Source organism: Streptomyces griseomycini, from assembly GCF_014203535.1.
Lineage (GTDB): Bacteria > Actinomycetota > Actinomycetes > Streptomycetales > Streptomycetaceae > Streptomyces > Streptomyces griseomycini.
Genome location: NZ_JACHJI010000011.1, coordinates 187,810 through 207,141 on the forward strand (window position 1 = coordinate 187,810; position 19,332 = coordinate 207,141).

A 19,332-nucleotide genomic window follows, 5' to 3' on the forward strand; every position below is an offset into this window, starting at 1 on the left:
GCCTGCGCACCGGTCGTGCCCGGGACGTCCGCCGGGCCCTGGTGGCGGGGCCCGTCGCCCCGTCGGCTCCCTCGTCCGCCTTGTGCCTGCACGTACCCGTCCCCGCTCCCTGGTCCGACCTGATCGACACCGGTCGACGCGGCCCGGCTGCGCGGTGCGCCCGTCGATCCGAGTCGTCAGCGGTGTCGCCGTACCGGTCGGGAGAGCCTGGGCAGGCCGAGGGTGTCGGCCATGCGTCGCCCGACCGACACTCACCGTAGTCGCCAGCGCATCATGTGCGGTGGGCAGTTGACAAACTCATGCGGACAGCATCCCGCTCTGGTATGAGGTTTCGTACGACAGCCCGATAACCCTCACGAACCCAGGGCCACACATGGAAAGAGAACGATCCCACCTGGTCACAAGCGGTCATGCGGGAAGTGCGGCGACCGGGGAACCCCGGCCCTCCGGCCGCCGTCGTCCGCACCCCGTCGGCCCCCGACCGCCCCTCCGCACCCCCTCGGAGACCGCGGACTCCCCCACCCCTCGGCCAGAACATCACTCACCGTGACGAAGGGCGTCCGATCGCGCGGCCTGCCGGTCGGGGAACCGCAGGAAGCACGACGGCGGGTTCGCCGGGTCCCCGGCGGCGTGTGGCCGGTGGGCGCCTCGGCCAGGTCCACGATCCGCCGTTCCCGGCCCGCAGGACGTGCTGGGCCTGGGCGCCGGGGATCACCGCGAACGGTGGCACGGCGGTCGGCGGCGGTGCGCTCATCTGCTCGGGTACGGCGGGCTCCATGGCGCGGGGGTGGGCGTGGGCGTCGGAGCGGCACGCGGTCATCGGGCGCTCCCGTCGGGGACGGGCGCGCAGGTGGTCGGGGGCAGCGGTTCGGCCATGGCGACGACCACGTCGCGCGGTGGTTCGAAGGGCTCTCGGCTGTGGGCGGTGCGGACGTTGTCCACGAGCATCAGGTCCCCCGCCCGCCACGGCTCGCGCACGGTGTGGCTCTCGTACACCGCGTCGATCAGCCGGACGACGTCCTCGCCGATCGGGTCGCCGTTCCCGAAGCGGGTGTTGAAGGGCAGCCCGTCGGGGCCGTAGACGTCGACGAGGTACTCCCGTACCTCCGGAGCCATGGTCCACTCGTTCAGGAACGCGATCTGGTTGAACCAGCAGCGCCGGCCGGTTGCCTGATGGCGTACCACGGCGCGGCGGCGCTGGCGGGTGCGCAGGGTCCCGTCGGGCTGCCACGCGCACTCGATCGCGTTGGCGCGGCAGTAGTCCTCGACGGCGGCCCTGTCGTCGGTACCGAACGACTCCTCCCAACAGGCCCCTATCTCGTCGTTGTACGTCCGCGTGAGCAGCCAGCCCTCCTCTTCGAACCGCCGCACCAGGCGGGGCGGGAGCGCGTCGAGGACGGTGGGGGCGTCGGCGAGGGCGGTGGCTCCGCCGGTGCGGGGCGGTGTGAGACAGGCCAGCAGCAGGAGGCCGGGCGGTGCGTGGGTGTAGCTGAGTTCGTGGTGCATGCACATGGGCTGGTTGGCCGGCCACGCCGTGGAGGAGTAGACGCCCGGCGCGCAGGCGCGGCGGGGCGCGAAGGCTTCCCTCTCCGTCATGAGGCCGGGAGCCAGGTGCTGGAAGACGGCGCCGGCCTGGCCGGTGTCGCGCAGACCGAGGCCGCGGACGAGGAGCGCGCCGTGTTCGGTGACGAGGCCGCGGAGGGTGTGGCGGTGTTCGGCCGCCCAGCCCGGCGCGTCCTCGGAGGCGTGGGGGTGGGCGTGCAGGACGGGGGGTTTGCCGTGGTGCACGTCCAGGGCCGTCCCGAGCCGCGCGGGCACGGCGGCGGGCGTGGGGGCGGTGGAGGTGGGGAGTGACATCGTCCTTGTCCTCTTCTCGGTGTCGGGGAGTTCCGTGCCGCTGACGAAGGCCTGCGGTCAGGCCGAGTCCGACCGTGCGGTCGACTGCCGGTCGGAGAGGTCCTCCACGAGTCCGGCCAGGTCCGTGAGGACGGGGTGGCGGGTGATGTCCGCCAGGGACACCACGCGGTCCAGGCTGATGGCGAGCTTCACGGCCGTCAGTGAGGTGCCGCCCAGATCGAAGAAGTGGTCGTGGCGTCCGATCCGGCTCTGCGGGATGCCGAGCACGCCCGCCCAGGCCGCTGCCAGCCGCCGCTCGGTGGGCGTACCGGGGGCACCGGGCGTCTGGGCGTCGTCCTCGGCGGGGTGGAGCCGGGTGGCCAGAGCCGTCAGGGCCTTCCGGTCGACCTTGCCGTTGGCGGTCAGGGGGAGCGCCTCGCTCCGGTGGACGGCCGAAGGGACCATGTACGCGGGCAGTGCGGCTCCGAGCCGGTCCAGCAGGGCACCGGTGGCGAGGGGCTGCGCGGACGAGTAGAAGGCCACCAGATGTGCGCTGTGGTCGGGCCGCTCGACGACCACCACGGCGGTGTCGCGGACGCCGGGCACCTGCAGCAGGGTGTTCTCGATCTCCCCGACCTCGATCCTGAACCCGCGGATCTTGACCTGGGTGTCGCGGCGGCCGAGGAACTCCAGCTTGCCGTCGGGCAGCCAGCGTCCCCGGTCGCCGCTGCGGTAGAGCCGGGCCCCCGCGCGGTGCGGATCGGGCAGGAAGGCCCGCTCGGTGCGGTCGGGGTCGTTGACGTAGCCGCGGCCGACGCAGACCCCGGAGAAGGCGATCTCGCCCGGCGCGCCGAGCGGCACCGGGTTCAGGTGCTCGTCGACGACGTAGAGATGCACGTTGCCGACCGGCCGGCCGAGCGGGACCCGGTCGCCCTCCGGCGCGCGGTCCATGACCTCGTGGTTGGTGTCGTCGGAGGTCTCGGTCAGGCCGTAGGCGTTGACCAGCCTGATGCCGGGCTCGGCGGCGAACCAGCGCTGGGCGAGTTCCTTCTTCAGCGCCTCGCCGGTCACCGACACGTACCGCAGGTCGGGCAGCTCCCGCGGGTGCTGCTCCAGGTACGTCAGGACGACCTCCAGGTACGAGGGCACGACCTGCAGGACGGCGACCCGGCCGCGGACGATCCGGTCGACGAACCGCTCGACGTCGAGGATCACCTCCTGCTCGACCAGCAGCGTCCGCCCGCCGACGAGCAGAGCGCAGACCAGTTGCCACAGCGAGATGTCGAAGCACTGGGGCGCGGTCTGCGCGACCACCCGCCCCTCGCCGATCTCCAGGTCCTCGATCTTGGCGCGGAGGTGGTTGAGCATCCCCGCGTGCTCGCACATGGCACCCTTGGGCTCTCCGGTGGAACCGGAGGTGAAGTAGACGTAGGCGAGCTGGTCCGGCGCGACGGCGACCCCGAGATCACACGCGGCGTGGCCCTCCTCGTAGGCGGTGTCGGTGAGCAGGATCCGGACCGCGGGCATCGGCACGAGGGCGGTCCGGAGGCTGTCGGTGACGGCGAGTTCGGCGAGCACGAGCCTGCACCCGGAGCGGGCGAGCATGGCCCTGATCCGCTCGGCGGGCAGATGCGGTTCGACGGGGAGGTACACACCGCCCGCCTTGAAGACCGCCAGGACGGCGGCCAGCCAGTCCAGGTTCCTGTCCGTCACCACCGCGACGACGCCTTCACGGTCGAGTCCCCGCGCCAGCAGCGCGCGGGCCAGCCGGTTGGCGCGGGCGTTGAGCTCCCGGTACGTCCACTGCTGGTTGCCGTGCACGGCCGCGACCGCGTGCGGGTGCAGCCTCACCCGCTGCTCGAACAGCTCGTGGACCCGGGCGTCGGGCAGGCTGCGGTGCGGCCCGGCGAGTCCCTCGAGCTGGAAGCGCAGCTCCTCGGCCGACAGCAGGCTCTGCCGTGCGTGGTCCGCGTCCGGGTCGGCGGCGATGAGGGAGAGCGCGGTGAGGTGGTAACCGGCGATGCGGGCGGCGCTGTCGGCGTCGAGGGCGTCGGTGCGGTAGCGCAGCCGCAGCGTGAGCCGGCCGTCGTCGTGGCGCACGACGGCCACCCTCAGCACTGCTTCCGGGTCCCGCTCGACGTCGTCGGCAGCCGACTCGCCGCCGGTGCCGAGGGGGTCGCCGTCGGCACCGGTCACCTCGAGCACGGTTTCGAACAGCGGCTCGGTCAGGCCGAGTTCGCACCTGAGGTCATCCACCGGGTCAGCGCGGTGGGCGAGCAGCCGCGCGGCGACCTCGTGGGTGTGTGCCAGAAGGGCCCGCCACGAGCCGGCGGCTGTCGTCAGCCGGCACGGGAGCGGCCGGCCGCTGTCCGTGGCGGCGTAGCCGGTGGTGACGTCGGGTTCACCGGTCAGCGCGGCCAGCACCTTGGCGTGCGCCGTCAGGAACACGGAGCTCAGCGGCACGGCCAGGTCGTCTGCCAGACGGTGCAGGGCCGTGGCGTGGCTGACGGGGATCGGCGCGTGGTGCTCGGCCAGGCCGGCGACCGGATCGCGGGTCCAGCGCGGAAGGGGCGTGAAGCCGCCGGAGGCGGTCAGGGCACCGTGCCAGAAGTCGCGATCGGCGAGGGTGTGGAGTGCCATCTGGGTCTGTCCTTGTGCTCGGGTCGTGGGGGGCGGGGCACGTGTGCGCGGCGTCAGGCGCGGGCTGCCCCGAGGACGTGCGGGCGGGGGGTGTCGTCGGGCAGGTGACGGGCCGGGTTTCCGCCCCACCGGGCGTGCGACGGGACGTGTTCGCCCTTCATGAGGAAGGAGTCGCAGGTGAGGTCGACGTGGTCGGCCATGGTCACGCCGTAGTGGACGAACGCGCCGACGCCGAGGGTGCAGCCGGCGCCGATCGCGGTGCGGTCGGACTTGAAGGCGCCGTCCTCCTGCGAGTGGCACTGGACCACCGTGCCCGCGTTGAGGGTGCAGTCGTCCCCGATCGTCACCATCGTCCGCTCCGGGAAGGAGGAGCCGTCGTCGAAGACCCGCTTGCCGATACGGGCACCCAGCAGCCGCAGGACCACGTTCTTGAACGGGGTTCCGTCGAAGAGCCGGGCGTGATCGACCGCCGACATCTTCCAGAAGCGTTCGTGCCGCCAGAAGGCCGGCTCGTAGATGGAGCAGTTCAGCGGCTCCTGGGCCTTGAAACCGGTGGCGGCCCGTTCGAGGAGCGCGAAGTAGCAGACGGTGAAGACGAGGGTGAGCAGGACGGCCGGCGCGATCACCGCTGCACCGAAGGAGGCGTGAAGGGTCGTGGCTCCCAGGGCCAGCAGGGTGACGACGAAGACGTGGAACCACCGCGCCAGCAGGTACGCCACCGCGGTGACGGCGTTGTGCCGGTTCTTGGCGGCGAGCCGGCGACGCAGCTCGCCGCCGCTCTCGAGGTGACTCAGCCGGGTGTCCCGCATCACCGTCCGCGGGATGACGAAGGGCGGCGAACCCAGCAGACCGACGCCCTCCCGCACCTCTCCGTCGACGGGCACCATGACCTTGGTCGCCAACAGGCAGTTGTCGCCGGTCCTGGACCGTGACGGATAGGCGATGCGGTTCCCGAGGAAACTGTGCGCTCCGATCGAGGCGCGGGAGAGCGAGAACGACGAGTTGGAGAAGTCGGCGTTGATGATCGACAGGCCGTCGGCGACCATCGTGCCGCCGCCCACCGAGCTCAGGAACGGGTTGTCGTGCTTCACCTCCACGCCGAAGTTCGATCCGGTCTGCGTGACACGGGCCAGGTCGTAGCCGATGTAGCGCAGGTAGTGGACGATCGCCGAGCTGTCGCCGAAGAGCCTGGTGTAGAACTTCCTGTTGGTCAGGAAGGCGATCGCCCGCTGCAGGCCGTAGTGGAAGCCGTAGAGGGGATAGACCTTGTCCGGCTTGACGGCCAGGCTGAGCAGGCGCGGCACCGTGCCCTGGATGAGAAGTCCGGCGAAGGCGGCGCCGAAGTACACCACGAGGGACGATGCCAGGGCCCCCAGCCAGAAGTCCCGGCCGACGAACGGCGTCGATCCGGAACCGGGAAATGCGTTCAGCTGTGGCGCCGCGGCGAGCAGCAGGGTCGTGCCGGCCGTGGTCAGCGGCAGGTACCCCAGCAGCAGGGCCAGCAGCTGCCCGACGCTGTAGCGGACCTTCCTGGCGGTGGAGCAGTCGGCGGCCTCCACCGTACGGAAGTCCGTGCCGGTCGGCTCCGCCGGTGACCCGTGCCAGCGCTCCCGGGCGGGCACGGCCTGCCCGGCGTACAGGGCGGAGGCGTGCCCGAGCTGGGACGCGTCGCCCATGGAGGTGTCGATGTCGAGGACCGTCTGTTCGCTGACGACGACGTCCTTGCCGAGAGTGACCGGGCCGGTCTGGATGAGGCCGGCATGGGCGCGGTAACCGGAGAACAGTGCGTCCTTGCGGATGACCGTCCCGTCCCCGATCGTCAGCAGATCGGCGCACACGGGGATGTGCGTGGAGAAGATCGCGACGTCACGTCCGATGTTCGCGCCCAGCGCCCGCAGGTACAGCACGTACAACGGCGACGCGGTGAACAGGCGCAGAGGACTCGTGCGGATCAGGGTCTTCACGACCCACCAACGCACGTAGGAAAGGCTCCACACGGGGAACTGACGTGGTTCGAACCGGCCGATGAGCGTCCATTTGGCCAGGACCGGCACGGCGCACAGGCCGATGAAGCCGGCACCGCCGACCAGCACGGAACGCAGGTAGCGGTCCGTCAGGGCGGAGGCGTCGCTGATCCATGCGTAGCCCCGGACCGCGGCCAGGGCGGTCAGGGAGGAGTACGCGAGGAAGAACAGGAACTGCAGCGTTCCGCAGAGCAGGTACTGCCGTGTGCCCGCCCGCGCCGGAACGGAGGCCGGGGTGGGCGCCGGGCTGGAGGCCGGAACGGACGCCGGACCGGACGGCTGGACGGGAACGGACGCGCCGGCCGGGGACGCGGTGGCCGTCGGGGCGCTGGTCGTGGACGCGCTGCCCGTGGCCGCCGCGTCGGCGGCTGCGGGGGCCACGGCCGCGGGGGCCGCGGCTGCGGGTCCGGTGAGCGCGGTGGCCAGGCTCTCGACCGTGGGATGCCGGTAGACGTCCTTCATCGACACGGACGGCAGGTCCGCCCGCTTGCGGACGCGCGCACAGAACTGGGCCATCACGAGCGAATCCGCGCCCAGGTCGTGGAAGAAGTGACTGTCCTCCGGCACCTGCTCCACGCGCACGACGTCGGCCAGCACCTCCGCCAGAAGCCGTGCGGTACGGGCCTTCGGGTCGGCGGACCCGTCACCGGTCCTGCCGCTGCCGTTCTCGTCGGGGCACGTGGAGACGCCGGACGGTGCGACGGTCCAGGTGCCGGTGGGATTCCCTGCCATGTGAGCTCCGGTGTCGTCTGTGTGAGGGCGGGCGGTGGCTTCCTCCCCCGTGGAGGCGCCAGGGCTTTTCGTGGCCGGCTCCTGACGCCCGCCTCTCCAGTAGGCCGGGGCGGCGCGATCCACGTCATGCCGCTGGATCTCGTTACTTGACACCACGCACCAGGAGCGTCTATGGGCCGGGAAATTCGCAGGCGGGAAGCACCGAGCCCGCGTCGGACCCCGCCTCGGACGACGAAGGGCGCGTGCTTCTACGCGACGACCCGGGTGCCGTCAAGCCCCGAGATCCGGTGGCATGACACGACCGGGACGACCGCGCGTACTGGAGGGGTCCCACAGACGTCGCCCCCGGCAGGCGATGTCCTCCGTCAGCCGCCCGCATCACCGACGAGCGGCACGAGACGGGTCACCACAGTCCAGGAGGCGATCGTGCCGGTCATATCCACCCCCCAGGCCTTCAACCAGGAAGACCTCTACGTCGACCTCGAGGCGATCATCGGCCACCGGCTGTTCCTCAAGTGCGAGGGATTCAACTTCGCCGGTTCCATCAAGCTCAAAGCCGCCGCCGAGATGGTCGAGGCCGCCGAACGAGAGGGCCGTCTCGACAGCGACTCGGTCCTCGTCGAATCCTCCTCCGGCAATCTGGGCGTGGCCCTGAGCATGATCGCGGCCAGCAAGGGCTACGGGTTCGTGTGCGTGACCGACTCCCGGTGCAACCTGCCCACCCGGCTGCTCATGGAAGCCCTCGGCGGTCAGGTCCACATCGTCACCGAGCCCGCCCCCGACGGCGGTCTGCTCGCCGCGCGCATCGACCACGTGCGCGCGCTGTGCGCCTCGGACGACCGCTACGTGTGGCTCAACCAGTACACCAATCCCAACAACCACATGGCTCACTTCCGCACCACCGCCCCCGCCATCGCCCGCCACTTCCCCGACCTCGACGTCCTCTTCGTCGGCGCCGGCACCACGGGCACCCTCATGGGCTGCGCCCGCTACTTCCGCGACTGGCACAGGCGGGTGCACGTCGTCGCCATCGACACGGAGGGATCCGTCACCTTCGGGGACACCCCGGGCCGGCGCATGATCCCCGGCCTCGGCACCAGCGTCCGTCCGCCGCTGCTGGACGACTCGTACGTGGACGAAGTGATCCACGTCAGCGAAGCCGACACCATCCGCACCTGCCACCGGCTGGCGCGACGCGGGTTCGTCTTCGGCGGCTCCACCGGCACCGTCGTCAGCGGCGCCTCCCAGTGGCTCGCCCGGCACTCGGGGCACCGCCGGCGGCCGACCGCGGTGGCCATCGCCCCCGACCTCGGCGAGCGCTATCTGGAAACCGTCTACCAGACCAACTGGGTGCAGGACCTCTACGGCGACGACATGCTCGACCCGCAGGCGGTCGCCGCCCACTTCCCCCGCGGCCTGGCCCCCAGGCCGCCGCGGCCCGCGCCCTCCGCGGACCGGCCGGTGTGACCGACCGGCCGGTGCGGCCGCGAGGCCGACGGCGCCCCGGTGCCGTCGGCGCTCGTGCGGGACGCGCCGGCGGAGTCGCCGGTGCGGGGGAAGTCCTCGAAGGTGCGCAGCAGTACCCCGAAGAGGCCCGGCACCGTCGCGGCCTGCCCCCGAAGGGCGCGGGCCGCCGGCCCGGCCGCACCGGACCGCTTCCCGGCCCGCGCCGCCCAGCCCTTCCTCCTGCGCGACGACCCGGTCGTCGAGGTCCGGGCTGCCTGGTCCTACGCCCCGGCCCGGCCGCCGTCGACGCGGGGGTGAACGATCTGCTCCGCCTGCGGCGCGACGCCGACGAGGTCGTCGGCCACCCGGAGGCGATGCTCGCCGCCGTCGCCCACGCCCTCAGCCCGCCCGGCGGCAGCGACTCCGGACACGGCCCTGCCCCCTTCCACGACGCCTCCGCCCACCGGACGGCGCGCCGTCCGGGCCGGACCGCGCCGGGCCGCCGCCTTCCTCGGCCCCCGGCCGGGCCGGCGCCTGCGCAGCCGGTCGTCCGGCCCCGTACCGTGACCGCCGCGTCCCGCCGGGACGTCCGCGCCCCGCTCCGGTTCGTCCGAGGTCAGTCCTCCCCCACCAGGTCCAGGCCACGAGTCGTCTTCAACGCGATCTCGGGGACGGGCCACTTGTGGACGTGGCGGGCAGGCTGGGCCACGTCGCGCCACCAAGGGCGCGTCGGGAGGTCCCCGCCCGGCTCGAAGGGCTGTCCGGGGACGGGCAGGGCGATCGCCTGCCCCACGGCGTCGGCGGCGGCCTTCGTCCACTCCCCGGGCTCGTCCCAGGGGTGCAGGGCGAGGTTGAAGGTACCCCAGTGGATCGGCAGCATCACACCGCCCGGCTCGCCCTTCTGCAGGTCGAGGTGCGTCTGCACGCCCTGGGAGGGGTTCATGTGGATGTCCGGCCAGGCACCGGGCTCCGGTGTGCAGTCCGTGTGGTTCTCGGGCCAGAAGTCCGAGTACGCGCCGATCTGGATCATCGTGGCGTCGAACGGGCCGTGCTCGGCGCCGATCTCCTTGAAGCCCTCGAAGTAGCCGGTGTCACCGCTGTGGTAGATCCGGTGCTCCTCCCCGGCGACCACCCAGGAGGCCCACAGGGTGTGCTGGGTGTTGCGCAGGCCCCGGCCGCAGAAGTGGCGGGCCGGGGTGGCGGTCAGGGCGAGTCCGCCGATCCTCGTCGTCTCGTGCCAGTCCAGCTCGCGCAGCCGGCCGGCGGACACTCCCCAGTGCTCCAGGTGCGCTCCGACGCCCAGGGGGACGGCGAACAGGGTGTCGGTGCCGGCCAGCGCCCTGATGCTGGGCAGGTCCAGGTGGTCGTAGTGGTCGTGCGAGATGACGACGGCGTCGACCGGCCCGAGCGCGGCCAGGGGCAGCGGCGCGGGGTGCAGCCGCCTGGGTCCGGCGAAGGGGAACGGCGAGCAGCGCTCGCCCCACACCGGGTCGAACAGGATCCGCTGCCCGTCGATCTCCGCGAGCACGCTGGAGTGGCCCATCCAGGTCAGGCGCAGCCCGGTGGCGGGGGGCCGGGAGATGTCGGCGAGCGTGGTGGCGTGCACCGGCACGGTGCCCCTGGGGGCGCGCCGCGACCGGGAGTCCTTGTCGAGGAAGGCCTTCGCCAGGCCCCGCGTCGAGCCCGAGGGGCGCGTCCGGGCGGTGCCCCCCGGGTTCTGGAACACCCCGTCCTTGAAGTGCGGGGACCTGCGGATGCGCGCCATGCGCTCACCACGGGGGTCCGCGCCGAAGGCCGCGGGCCGCAGCGCGCGGAACCCGGGGCTCTGGGAAGGGGAACCGGCCACGGCACCTCCAAGTGGAGTCGGTCAGGCATCCCATTATGTGCGTACGGTCCGACGGCGGGGTGCCGGACCGGGTGGTCCGGGCCCCGCGGAGACCCGCGGGACGACGTGCGGTCACGGTCCCCGGAAGTGGCCCCGCACCCGAACGCCCTTGAGGAGCGGGGGTGTTGGATGGCACAGGGGACGGCGGACTAGGGTGGACGACGTGACCAGGGTGCGGTTGAGCGTGGCCGAGCGGCGCGAGGAGATGCTGCGGGCCGCCGTCGAGCAGATCGAGGCGCGGGGTGTGGCGGCCGTCAGGGTCTCCGACGTGGCCTCGGCGCTCGGCGTGAGCAACGCGCTGGTGCTCTACCACTTCTCGACGAAGGAGAAGCTGGTCGCCGCCGCCTTCGCCTACGCGGCCGAGGGCGACCTCGCACACCTGCGCAAGCTGCTCCGCCGTCGCACGACGGCGGTGCACCGGCTGCGGTCGGCCGTGCGGTGGTACGCCCCCACGGGCCGGGCCGAGGGCTGGCGGCTGTGGATCGAGGGCTGGGCGGTGGCCCTGCGCGAGCCGGCGCTGCGGGAGGTCACCCGGGACCTGGACCGGCGGTGGAAGGCCGCGATCACCGAGGTCATCGCCCAGGGCGTGGCGGCGGGCGAGTTCCGGTGCCCGGACCCCGCCGCGTCGGCCCTGCGGCTGACCGCCCTGCTCGACGGGTTCGCGGTGCAGCTGACGTCCTACGACGGCGCGGTGTCGCGGGCGCGGGCGCGCGCGTGGGCGGACGAGGCGCTGGCCCGGGAACTGGGCCTGGACCGGAAGGCGCTGACGGCGCCGGCGCGCTGAACCGGCGCCGGCGCGACCGGCGGGGCGCCGGGGGCGTGCCCGTGAGCCGCGCCCGCCGTCCGGTGACGCGGCTCACCGCACCGGTCTCACGCCACCGACGCGATCCGCACCTTGATGTCGTCCGGCGACAGGGCCCCCTTGGCCCTCACGTGGTCGCCCGACGACTCCCCGCGCAGGCGGCGCCCGATCCACGGCACCAGGTACTCCCGTGCCCAGTGGACGTCGTCCCGCCGGATCTCGAGCGTGCCGCGGGGCGGCAGGGGCGGCCAGGGCTGTTCCGGGTCGGCCGGGACCTCCAGGCCGAGGACCTGGCCCGCGCGGAGCGCCACGCGCGTGTGCCCCTCGGGCGACAGGTGCAGCCGGTCGGCGTCCCAGGCCCTGCGGTCCTGGACGCTCTTGAGGGACCACAGGTCGAGCACGGGGCAGCCGTACCGGTCGGCGATGGCCCGGACGTGCCCGTTGTAGGTGGCGATCTTGCCGCGCAGGTGCTTGAGCACGGGCACGCCACGGGTGTCGAACCCGGTCGTCACCATGACCGTGCCGGCGGCGGCCGTGAGCGCGGCGATCGCCCGTTCGAAGCGCTCGGCCACCTCGTCCGGGTCGGTGCCCGGACGGATGATGTCGTTGCCGCCCGCGCAGAAGGAGACCAGATCGGGGGCGAGTTCGACGGCCCGGGGAAGCTGGTCCGCCATGATCTGGTCCAGCAGTTTGCCGCGCACCGCGAGGTTCGTGTACCGGAAGTCGCCTTCGGGCCGGCGGTCCGCGAGAAGCACGGCGAACCGGTCGGCCCAGCCGACGAACGCCCCGTCGGGGCCGGGGTCACCGACGCCCTCGGTGAAGCTGTCCCCCACCGCCACGTACGACCCGATCACTGTTCTGCTGTCATTCTTCGAATCGTCTGCCACAGCAGCACATGATTCACCTTCGAATGTGACCTACGCGACCGTAGGAAAGGGTTGACGGTCGGTGAGATAAGCCACTCTCAAAAAGTTGACCGACTCCGGAACACGCCGAAGGCCGGACCCGGGGATCGGGGTCCGGCCTTCGGCGGCGTGTCAGGCAGGTCGTCCCGCCGGGGTCAGAGGGAGACGCCCTTCGAGCGGAGGTACGAGACCGGGTCCACGTCCGAGCCGTAGTTCGGCGAGGTGCGGATCTCGAAGTGCAGGTGCGGACCGGTCGAGTTGCCGGTCGAGCCGGAGAGGCCCACCTGCTGTCCGGCGCTCACGGTCTGGCCGGCCGAGACGGACAGCGAGGACAGGTGGGCGTACTGGGCGTAGTAGCCGTCGTCGAGCTTGATGACGACCTGGTTGCCGTACGCACCGGCCCAGCCCGCGGAGACGACCGTGCCGGCGCCGACGGCCTTCAGGGAGGTGCCGGTCGGGACGCTGAAGTCGACACCGGTGTGGTAGCCGCTGGACCACATGCTGCCGGCCACCTTGTAGCCGGTGCCGACGCCGCCGCCGGGCACCGGGGAGCTGTAACCGGAGGCGCTCGCGGCCTGGCCGGCGGGCGCGGCGTCCCCGGCGGCGGACTCCGTGGACTGCGCGGGCTCGGGGGACTCCTCCGGCGACGAGGACTTCGACGCGCCGGAGGGCGCGGCAGCGGACGCCTTCGGCGAGGAGGACTTCTCCGGCGCACCGGTGGCGGCCTCGCCGTCGACCGAGAGCTTCAGACCCGGGTGGATGAGCGAGGGGTCCTCGCCGATGGTCTCGCGGTTGTCCGCGTAGAGCTTCTTCCAGCCGCCGTCGACGTCCTCGCTCTCGGCGATCTTCGCGAGGTAGTCGCCGGCCTTCACGGTGTAGGTGCGGGCGTCGCCGCCCTTTTCCGCGGCGGCCTTCTGGCCGGTGGCGGAAAGGGACTGAACGGCCTTCTCGGGGGCCGTCTGCGGCGTCGCGGCGTGAGCGCCGGCGGCACCGAGGAGCGGCAGGGCGAGCGCGGCGCCACCGGTTCCGGCCGCGGCGATGGAGCGGGTGAAACGCTGGGTCTTGGGACGGCGGTGCTTACCCTTCGCGGGCATGGCGAATTCCTCTCCGGCGCCTACGAGGTGAGCTGTCGGGTTCGGGCTGGAGATGCCCGGCCGCGCTGCGACGCGACTTAACCCCAAGCCGTTCCGGAGACCGGAACAGGCAGTCGTACCTGTGGGTCCCCCGCTCCTGCCGTACACGGGTCAGTGTGTGCGGGCTCCGAACGGCGGCAGGATTAGGCGTCCGTCCGGATCGGTGGCGAACGTAAGCGACCACGGTGCAAAGGGACAAGCACGAGGTTCTCCACGAACCCCTTTTCCCGTGATCCACGGGCACGGAGGGCGTCACCGAGCGTCAACCGGGATTCCGCTTCCCCTCCGAATTCCCTTGTCGTCCGCCTGAATTACGTGGACATGGCAATAACACATCGTCACCGGTATGACGATGCTCACGCACCTCCTCCCCATCTCCCCCTTTTCCGGGGCACGTTATGCCGAATGCACCCAATCGGACAGAACACCTGAATCGGTCGATCACGGGCATCCGCTGCCGCTGCCCGGGAAGACCGGACCCGCCGTCGCTCCACGGCCCGGCGACGACCGGAGTGACACAGGTCTCGCCCGCGCCCGCCCGGCGCCGCGCCGCTCGCGCGTGCGCACGGGGACAGGCGCGTGCGCACGGGGACGGGGCGGGGGCCGCCTTCGACGGGGCGCTCCCCGCTCCCGTCCGGTGGGGACTCGAACGGACTCGAGGAGACGGACACGGACACGCACGGACACCGCCCCGTCGGGGACCGCCGGGTCCACCGGCCGCGCCGGTGGACAACTCATTGCCCCGGGCAGCCGTGTCGTATCGTCAAGTGATGTCCGCCGACGAGCCTCGCCGGCGGCACCGAGTGGGAGGAGCCCCCGTTGACGCAGCAAATCCCGTCGACCGAACCCGAGCTGACCGGCGTGCGCAACTTCCGTGACGTGGGCGGACTGCCGACCGTGGACGGTCGCCGGGTGCGGCACGGGATGCTGTTCCGCAGCGGTCACCTCGCCCACGCGACCGAGGAGGACGTCGTTTTCCTGTCCTCCCTGGGGCTGCACACGATCTTCGACTTCCGCAACGCGGCCGACCAGAAGCTGGAGGGACCGGACGTCGAGCTGCCGGGCGTGCGCAATGTGAACCTGCCGCTGAGCGACCCGGCCGACGGCGCGGAGTTCTGGAAGATGGTGCGCGACGGCGACCTGGACCAGCTGCGCTCGATCCTCGCGGACGGCAAGGGCGCGGACCGGATGATCGCCTCGTACCGCATGATCGTCAAGGAGCGCACCGCCGAGCACTCCCGGGTGCTGCGCTCGCTCGCCGAGGACAGCGTCCCCGCGCTGATGCACTGCGCGGCGGGCAAGGACCGGGCGGGCCTGTCGGTGGCGGTGACGCTGCTCGCACTGGGCGTCGAGCGTGACGCGATCTTCGACGACTACCTGAAGTCCAACGCCAGGCACCGCCGCTACAAGGTGCACCGCAGCAGCAGCTCCGCCTCGGCCTACTCCCCCGAGGTCATGGAGCTGCTCAGCCCGCTGTTCGACGCGCGCGCGGAGTACCTGTCGGCCGCCTTCGAGACCGTCGAGGAGACCTGGGGCGGCGTGGACCCCTACCTGGAGAAGGCGCTCGGGCTCACCCCCGAAACCCGGGAGCGGCTGCGCGAGCGCCTCCTCGACTGAGGGCCGGGACCTACTTCTTCGGAGCCACCTCGAAGAGGAAGTAGATGAAGGCCGCGAAGACGTGGCCCACCACCACGTAGATGAAGAGCCTCACCCACAGGGCGCGGGGGAACTTCTCCTCCATGTCTTTGCCGGTCATGGTGTCTCTCCGTGGGTCGGGCCCAGGCACAGCGCGGCCGTGGGACTCTGCAGCAGGGTGTGGACGAACAGGAGCTCGACCCCGTCGGGGTCCGCGGCGGCGATGCGGTGCGGGGTCAGCGAGTCGAAGTGCGCGCTGTCGCCCGGACCGAGCCGGTGCAGGGTCTCCCCGAGGCGCAGCCGCAGCCGTCCCCTGAGGACGTACAGCCACTCCTCGCCGGGGTGGACGCGCACGATGTCGCCCTGGGCGCCGTGCGGCACACGGACCCGCAGGGCCTGCATGCCGCGCCCGGGGGCACCGGCCGGCCAGTACGTCCAGCCGCCCGCGGCGGTGGGCTCCATGTCGGCGGCGCGCACCACGGCGTCCCGGTCGGCGGCCCCCTCACCGAGCAGTTCGGAGACCGTCGTACCGTAGGTGCGGGCGAGGGAGAGCAGCATCGGGAGCGAGGGCTGGCGTTGCCCGGTCTCCAGCCGGGAGAGGTGGGCGGGCGACAGGCCCGCGTCTCGGGCGGCGGCCTCCAGCGTGAGGGAGGCCCGCCGCCGCAGGGCGCGCAGTTGCGGCGCGACCACGGGGAGCGCGCCGGCCGGCTCGGCCGACGGCTCCGTCTCGGAGGGGCTCATGCCCCCATTCAGCCGGAGATTTACCTCGGAGGCAATTTTCTTGCCTCCGAGGCAAACCGCGGGAGCGTTCAGCGGTGGGCGACCGCCTGCTTCACCAGCGTCCTGCCGAAGTCCCACACCAGGCCGCCGTCGTGCGCGTCGTCCATCACCGCGGTGAAGGCGCCCACGAACCGGTCCACCTCCCGCTCACCGATGATCAGCGGCGGGATCAGCTTGATCACCTCCATGTGGTCGCCGGAGACCTGGGTGAGGATCCGGTGCCGTTGCAGCAGCGGTACGACCACCATCTGCGCGAAGAGCCCCTTGCGGGCGGCCTGGAGCACGGCCCAGCGACCGCGCAGCTTCAGCGACCGGGGGCGGCCGAACTCGATGCCGATCATCAGGCCCCGGCCCCGGACGTCGGCGAGCAGCTCGTACTTCCCGGTCAGGGCGGCCAGCCGGGTCCGCAGCAGCTCTCCGGTGGCCCGGACGTTCGCGACGATCTGCTCGTCCTCCATGACCGACAGCACCGCGAGGCCGGCCGCCATCGCCTGGGCGTTGGCCCCGAAGCTGGCCGAGTGGACCAGCACCCGGTCCATCGACGAGTAGACCTTCCGGAAGATCCAGTCCTTGCCGAGCGTGGCGCCCACCGGCACGTAGCCGCCGGAGAGCGCCTTGGCCACGCACACCAGGTCCGGTTCGACCCCCTCCTCGTGCTGGTAGGCGTAGAAGTCGCCGGTCCGCCCCAGGCCGGTCTGCACCTCGTCGGCGATCAGCAGCGCCTTGTGCCGGTGCAGCAGCTCCTGCGCGGCGCGCAGGTAGCCGGGCGGGGCCTCGTGCACGCCCTTGCCCTGGATCGGCTCGACGATCAGTGCGGCGACGTCCCCCTTGCGCAGCTCCCGCTCCAGCGCGTCGAGGTCTCCGAGCGGCACGGCCGTGTCGGGCAGCAGCGGGGCGAACCCGTCCCGGAAGCCGGACTCGCCGTTGACGGACAGGGAGCCGGTGGTCAGACCGTGGAAGGCGTGCTCGCAGTACAGCACGCGCGGCCTGCCGGTCACGTACCGGGCGAACTTCAGCGCGCCCTCGACCGCCTCCGTGCCGCTGTTGCCGAAGAAGACCCGGTCCAGGTGGGGGCTGTGCGCGAGCAGCTTCTCGGCCAGCAGCCCGGGCAGCGGCTGGCAGTCGAAGCGGGTGAGGTCGGCGAGGGAGGCGTCCAGGACGTCGTGCAGCGCCTTGCGGACCACGGGGTGGTGCCGGCCCAGGCCCATCACCCCGAACCCGGCGAGCATGTCCAGGTAGTCGTTGCCGTCCGCGTCCCAGAAGTGGGCGCCCTCGGCGCGCTCGTAGACCTTGTCGAAGCCGAGGGTGTGCAGCATGCGCGGGAGCTGGTGGTTGAGGTACCGGGTGTGCAGCTCGTAGCGCTCGGCTCCGCGCTCGGCCAGCAGCGCGCCGAGGTCGAACCCCCCCGTCCGTGACGACTCCGACGCGGACTCCGCAGTGGTCATGCCTGGTGCTCCTGTCGGTCCGGTGACTGTTTCGCGAGTTCCTGCCGGACGGCGAGGCTCGCACTGATGCGTCCGGCGACCTCGACCGGTGTCAGGCCGATGTCGGCGAGCACCTCGCCGCGCTTGGCGTGCGCGAGGAACTGCTCCGGGACGCCGAACCGCCGTACGGGTACGTCGACCTCGGCGTCGCCCAGCGCCAGCGCCACCGCCGAGCCGACCCCGGCCGCCCGGCTGTTGTCCTCGACGACGGCCACCAGACGGTGCCGGGCGGCCAGCCGGGGCAGGGCCGGGTCGACGGGTTTGACCCAGCGGGGGTCGACCACGGTGCACCCGATGCCGCGCGCCTCGAGCAGTTCGGCGGCCTGAAGGCAGACCGGCGCCATCACGCCGACGGCCACCAGCAGCACCTCCGGCGCCTCCGCCCGGTGCAGCACGTCCGTGCCGCCGACCCGGTCCAGCGCCGGGACGGCCGGGCCCACGGACTCCTTCGGGAACCGGATCAGGGTGGGCGCGTCGTCGACGGCGACCGCCTCGCGCAGCTGGGCGCGCAGCTGGTCGGCGTCGCGGGGCGCGGCGATGCGCAGGCCGGGGACGACCTGGAGGACGGACAGGTCCCACACGCCGTTGTGCGAGGGCCCGTCGACGCCGGTGACACCGGCCCGGTCCAGCACGAAGGTGACGCCGCAGCGGTGCAGCGCCACGTCCATCAGCAGCTGGTCGAAGGCGCGGTTGAGGAAGGTGGCGTAGACGGCGACGACCGGGTGCAGGCCGCCGGCCGCCAGGCCGGCCGCGGACACGGCCGCGTGCTGCTCGGCGATGCCGACGTCCCACACCCGGTCCGGGAACCGCTCGGCGAAGGCGCCGAGGCCCACCGGATGCAGCATGGCGGCGGTGATCGCCACCACGTCCTCGCGCTCCTCCCCGATCCGGACGATCTCCTCGCCGAACACCGAGGTCCAGGACGGTCCGCCGGACGGCGCGAGGGGCGCGCAGGTGAGCGGGTCCATGACGCCGACGGTGTGGAAGTGGTCCTCCTCGTGGGCCAGGGCGGGTTCGTAGCCGCGGCCCTTCTCGGTGAGGCAGTGGACCAGGACGGGCCCGTGGAAGCGCTTGGCGCGGCGCAGCGCGGACTCCACGGCCCTGATGTCGTGCCCGTCGATCGGGCCCACGTACTTCAGACCCAGGTCCTCGAAGAGGCCCTGGGGGGCGAACGCGTCCTTGAAGCCCTTCTTGGCGCCGTGCAGGGCCTCGTAGACGGTGGGGCCGACCACGGGTGTGCGCTGCAGTACGTCCTTGCCCCAGGCCAGCACGCGTTCGTAGCCGTCGGTGGTGCGCAGGGCCGCGAGGTGGTTGGCGAGGCCGCCGATGGTCGGGGCGTAGGAGCGCTCGTTGTCGTTGACGACGATGATCAGCGGCCGGTCCTTGGCGGCGGCGATGTTGTTCAGCGCCTCCCAGGCCATGCCGCCGGTCAGCGCGCCGTCGCCGACCACCGCGACGACGTGTCCCTTCTCCCCCTGCACCCGGCGGGCCTTGGCGAGCCCGTCGGCCCAGCCGAGCGCCGTGGAGGCGTGGCTGTTCTCGATGACGTCGTGCTCGGACTCCTCGCGCGAGGGGTAGCCGGACAGTCCGCCCTTGCCCCGCAGCTTGGAGAAGTCCTGACGCCCGGTCAGGAGCTTGTGGACGTAGCTCTGGTGACCGGTGTCCCACAGGATCCGGTCGGCCGGTGACTCGAAGACCCGGTGCAGGGCGACGGTGAGTTCCACCACCCCCAGGTTGGGCCCGAGGTGACCGCCGGTCCTGGCGACCGCGTGCACCAGGAACTCCCGGATCTCGTGGGACAGTTCGCCGAGTTCCGCCTCGGACAGCGCCTTCAGGTCGCGCGGTTGCCGGATGCTCTCCAGGATCGTCACGCTCGGGCCCCCTTCGCATTCCGTGCTGCTCAGCTCACGGTGACGGCCGGCTCCCCCGACGCCGCGCCGTCCTTCTCCATCTGCTCGGCGAGCTTCATCGCCTCTTCGATCAGCGTCTCGACGATCCTGGACTCGGGAACGGTCTTGATGACCTCGCCC

Annotated in this window: 14 protein-coding genes, 2 pseudogenes and 1 riboswitch; of the genes and pseudogenes, 3 read left to right on the forward strand and 13 right to left on the reverse strand. The window is 72.3% G+C overall.

From position 1 onward, the window contains the following. Positions 1-816: 816 nt before the first annotated feature. Genes FHS37_RS39940 through FHS37_RS28445 form a run of 3 tightly spaced genes read right to left on the reverse strand, consistent with a single transcriptional unit; the run spans position 817 to position 7,232 of the window. Positions 817-1,857, reverse strand: coding sequence for a TauD/TfdA family dioxygenase (locus tag FHS37_RS39940; protein WP_193474793.1), 1,041 nt, complete (start codon positions 1,855-1,857; stop codon positions 817-819). 57 nt (positions 1,858-1,914) lie between these two features. Continuing rightward, complete coding sequence (locus tag FHS37_RS28440) at positions 1,915-4,476, reverse strand: non-ribosomal peptide synthetase (RefSeq protein ID WP_311136972.1); 2,562 nt, start codon at positions 4,474-4,476, stop codon at positions 1,915-1,917. A 53-nt stretch (positions 4,477-4,529) separates the two neighbouring features. Next, a complete protein-coding gene (locus FHS37_RS28445) occupies positions 4,530-7,232 on the reverse strand; it encodes a Pls/PosA family non-ribosomal peptide synthetase (RefSeq protein ID WP_184826366.1) in 2,703 nt (900 codons plus the stop codon). 426 nt (positions 7,233-7,658) lie between these two features. Here FHS37_RS28445 and sbnA point away from each other — a divergent pair, with 426 nt between their 5' ends. After that, complete coding sequence (gene sbnA, locus FHS37_RS28450) at positions 7,659-8,699, forward strand: 2,3-diaminopropionate biosynthesis protein SbnA (protein ID WP_184826368.1); 1,041 nt, start codon at positions 7,659-7,661, stop codon at positions 8,697-8,699. A 23-nt stretch (positions 8,700-8,722) separates the two neighbouring features. On the opposite strand, the pseudogene FHS37_RS39945 reads toward sbnA, so the two are convergent. The 3 genes and pseudogenes from FHS37_RS39945 to FHS37_RS28460 form a co-directional block, all read right to left on the reverse strand. Further along, positions 8,723-8,856: pseudogene (locus FHS37_RS39945) on the reverse strand (nuclear transport factor 2 family protein); the annotation flags it as partial. Between the two features lie 103 nt (positions 8,857-8,959). After that, positions 8,960-9,109, reverse strand: a complete 150-nt coding sequence (locus tag FHS37_RS38925; RefSeq protein ID WP_221500412.1) for a hypothetical protein — start codon at positions 9,107-9,109, stop codon at positions 8,960-8,962. A gap of 185 nt (positions 9,110-9,294) precedes the next feature. Then, complete coding sequence (locus tag FHS37_RS28460) at positions 9,295-10,524, reverse strand: MBL fold metallo-hydrolase (protein ID WP_184826373.1); 1,230 nt, start codon at positions 10,522-10,524, stop codon at positions 9,295-9,297. A 202-nt stretch (positions 10,525-10,726) separates the two neighbouring features. On the opposite strand from FHS37_RS28460, the gene FHS37_RS28465 reads away from it, so the two are divergent. Next, positions 10,727-11,347 carry a TetR/AcrR family transcriptional regulator gene (locus FHS37_RS28465; RefSeq protein WP_229890311.1) on the forward strand — a complete coding sequence of 207 codons (621 nt, stop codon included), beginning with the start codon at positions 10,727-10,729 and terminating at the stop codon, positions 11,345-11,347. Between the two features lie 86 nt (positions 11,348-11,433). On the opposite strand, the gene FHS37_RS28470 is transcribed toward FHS37_RS28465, so the two are convergent. Both FHS37_RS28470 and FHS37_RS28475 read right to left on the reverse strand, forming a co-directional pair. Continuing rightward, positions 11,434-12,219 (reverse strand): SGNH/GDSL hydrolase family protein, encoded by a 786-nt coding sequence (locus tag FHS37_RS28470; protein ID WP_184826416.1) that lies wholly within the window; start codon positions 12,217-12,219, stop codon positions 11,434-11,436. A 206-nt stretch (positions 12,220-12,425) separates the two neighbouring features. After that, positions 12,426-13,364: a M23 family metallopeptidase gene (locus FHS37_RS28475; RefSeq protein ID WP_184826375.1), complete on the reverse strand. Its 939-nt coding sequence runs from the start codon at positions 13,362-13,364 to the stop codon at positions 12,426-12,428. A 2-nt stretch (positions 13,365-13,366) separates the two neighbouring features. Beyond that, positions 13,367-13,530: riboswitch (cyclic di-AMP (ydaO/yuaA leader) on the reverse strand. Positions 13,531-14,222: 692 nt separating this feature from the next. Here FHS37_RS28475 and FHS37_RS28480 point away from each other — a divergent pair. Next, positions 14,223-15,020, forward strand: coding sequence for a tyrosine-protein phosphatase (locus tag FHS37_RS28480; RefSeq protein ID WP_184826377.1), 798 nt, complete (start codon positions 14,223-14,225; stop codon positions 15,018-15,020). Between the two features lie 10 nt (positions 15,021-15,030). Here FHS37_RS28480 and FHS37_RS28485 read toward each other — a convergent pair whose 3' ends face one another. The 5 genes and pseudogenes from FHS37_RS28485 to FHS37_RS28505 all read right to left on the reverse strand — a co-directional run. Beyond that, positions 15,031-15,159, reverse strand: coding sequence for a DUF6126 family protein (locus tag FHS37_RS28485; protein WP_184826379.1), 129 nt, complete (start codon positions 15,157-15,159; stop codon positions 15,031-15,033). Next, positions 15,156-15,779, reverse strand: a complete 624-nt coding sequence (locus FHS37_RS28490) for a helix-turn-helix domain-containing protein (RefSeq protein ID WP_184826381.1) — start codon at positions 15,777-15,779, stop codon at positions 15,156-15,158. Before FHS37_RS28490 ends, FHS37_RS28485 begins: the two co-directional genes overlap by 4 nt. A gap of 68 nt (positions 15,780-15,847) precedes the next feature. Continuing rightward, entirely contained in the window at positions 15,848-17,263 is a 1,416-nt protein-coding gene (locus FHS37_RS28495) for an aspartate aminotransferase family protein (protein WP_184826383.1), read from the reverse strand. Further along, a complete protein-coding gene (dxs, locus tag FHS37_RS28500) occupies positions 17,260-19,173 on the reverse strand; it encodes a 1-deoxy-D-xylulose-5-phosphate synthase (protein WP_184826385.1) in 1,914 nt (637 codons plus the stop codon). Before dxs ends, FHS37_RS28495 begins: the two co-directional genes overlap by 4 nt. 29 nt (positions 19,174-19,202) lie before the next feature. Further along, a pseudogene (locus FHS37_RS28505) lies at positions 19,203-19,332 on the reverse strand (flavodoxin-dependent (E)-4-hydroxy-3-methylbut-2-enyl-diphosphate synthase); the annotation flags it as partial.